A 340-nucleotide genomic window follows, 5' to 3' on the forward strand; every position below is an offset into this window, starting at 1 on the left:
GATGGACGAACCAATGGTGTACCAGTTGTTCTGCCAAGGGCATTGCTGGGTAGCTATGTTCGGAAGGGATAACCGCTGAAAGCATCTAAGCGGGAAACCCACTCCAAGATAAGATATCCCGTATCTTTTGATACCTAAAGGCTCGTTGGAGACTACAACGTTGATAGGTCGGGTGTGGAAGTGCAGCAATGCATGGAGCTAACCGATACTAAATAGCCGTGAGGCTTAACCATATCCTTTTATAAACAAAGTTTACCCTGCTACTTCAATTGTTAGTTTTAGAGTAACTCTCACAAGAGAATACCCTGGAACTGATCTCAGGTAGTCCAGCTTTGGACTA

The 340-nt window shown here is 44.7% G+C and carries 1 rRNA gene; it reads left to right on the forward strand.

The annotated features are described in order from the left end of the window. Positions 1 to 233 (forward strand): 23S ribosomal RNA (locus JWJ90_RS23035); the annotation flags it as partial. Positions 234 to 340: the final 107 nt, after the last annotated feature.

This window comes from Desulfobulbus rhabdoformis, assembly GCF_016919065.1.
Taxonomy (GTDB): domain Bacteria; phylum Desulfobacterota; class Desulfobulbia; order Desulfobulbales; family Desulfobulbaceae; genus Desulfobulbus; species Desulfobulbus rhabdoformis.